This window comes from Streptomyces sp. UH6, from assembly GCF_013421635.1.
Classification (GTDB): Bacteria; Actinomycetota; Actinomycetes; order Streptomycetales; family Streptomycetaceae; genus Streptomyces; species Streptomyces abyssomicinicus.
In genome coordinates, this window is the sequence record NZ_JACADT010001365.1 from 1 (window position 1) to 1,151 (window position 1,151).

Consider the following 1,151-nt stretch of genomic DNA (forward strand, 5'->3'; position numbering starts at 1 on the left):
GATCCCCGCATGCCCGCGGCCGCGTGGCCGCAGGCGGTGCAGCACGACCAGCGGCAGCCGGTCAACCCCGGTGCGGCGCCGCTGGGTTACCAGGCCGCGGTGGAGCTGTCGTCCGACCGGCTGCTCAACAACAAGAGGCAGCGCACCAAGAGCGCCCGTCCCACGGCCGCGCCCTCGCGTTTCCGGATCGGCGGCAAGAAGGAGGAGGCCGAACGGCAGCGCAAGCTCGATCTCATCCGTACTCCGGTGCTCTCCTGCTACCGGATCGCGGTGATCAGCCTCAAGGGCGGCGTCGGCAAGACGACCACCACCACCGCGCTGGGCTCCACGCTGGCCACCGAGCGGCAGGACAAGATCCTCGCGATCGACGCCAACCCGGACGCCGGCACGCTCGGCCGCCGCGTGCGCCGTGAGACCGGGGCGACCATCCGCGACCTGGTGCAGGCGATCCCGTACCTCAACTCCTACATGGACATCCGCCGCTTCACCTCGCAGGCGCCCTCCGGCCTGGAGATCATCGCCAACGACGTGGACCCCGCGGTCTCCACCACCTTCAACGACGAGGACTACCGGCGGGCCATCGACGTGCTGGGCCGCCAGTACCCGATCATCCTCACCGACTCCGGCACGGGTCTGCTCTACAGCGCCATGCGGGGTGTGCTGGACCTGGCCGACCAGCTGATCATCATCTCCACGCCGTCGGTGGACGGGGCGAGCAGTGCCAGCACCACGCTGGACTGGCTCTCCGCGCACGGCTACGCGGACCTGGTGCAGCGTTCCCTGACGGTGATCTCCGGCGTCCGCGAGACCGGCAAGATGATCAAGGTGGAGGACATCGTCAGCCACTTCGAGACCCGCTGCCGTGCCGTCGTGGTGGTGCCGTTCGACGAGCACCTGGCGGCGGGCGCGGAGGTCGACCTCGACATGATGCGGCCGAAGGTGCGGGAGTCGTACTTCAACCTGGCGGCGCTGGTGGCCGAGGACTTCGTGCGGCACCAGCAGGCGCACGGGCTGTGGACGTCGGACGGCAACCCGCCGCCGGTGGCCGCGCCGCCGATGCCGGGGCAGGGGCAGGGGGCGCCGGGCCATTACGGGTACCCGGCTCAGCCGGCCGGGCCGTACGGCCAGGTCCCGCAGCAGCCGCAACCGCA

General features: G+C 70.9%; 1 protein-coding gene. It reads left to right on the forward strand.

Annotated features, from left to right (window positions below; all coding sequences use genetic code 11):
* Window positions 1-1,151, forward strand: a 1,151-nt coding sequence (locus HW445_RS31915; protein WP_257231434.1) for a MinD/ParA family protein, incomplete at both ends; no start/stop codon positions are given.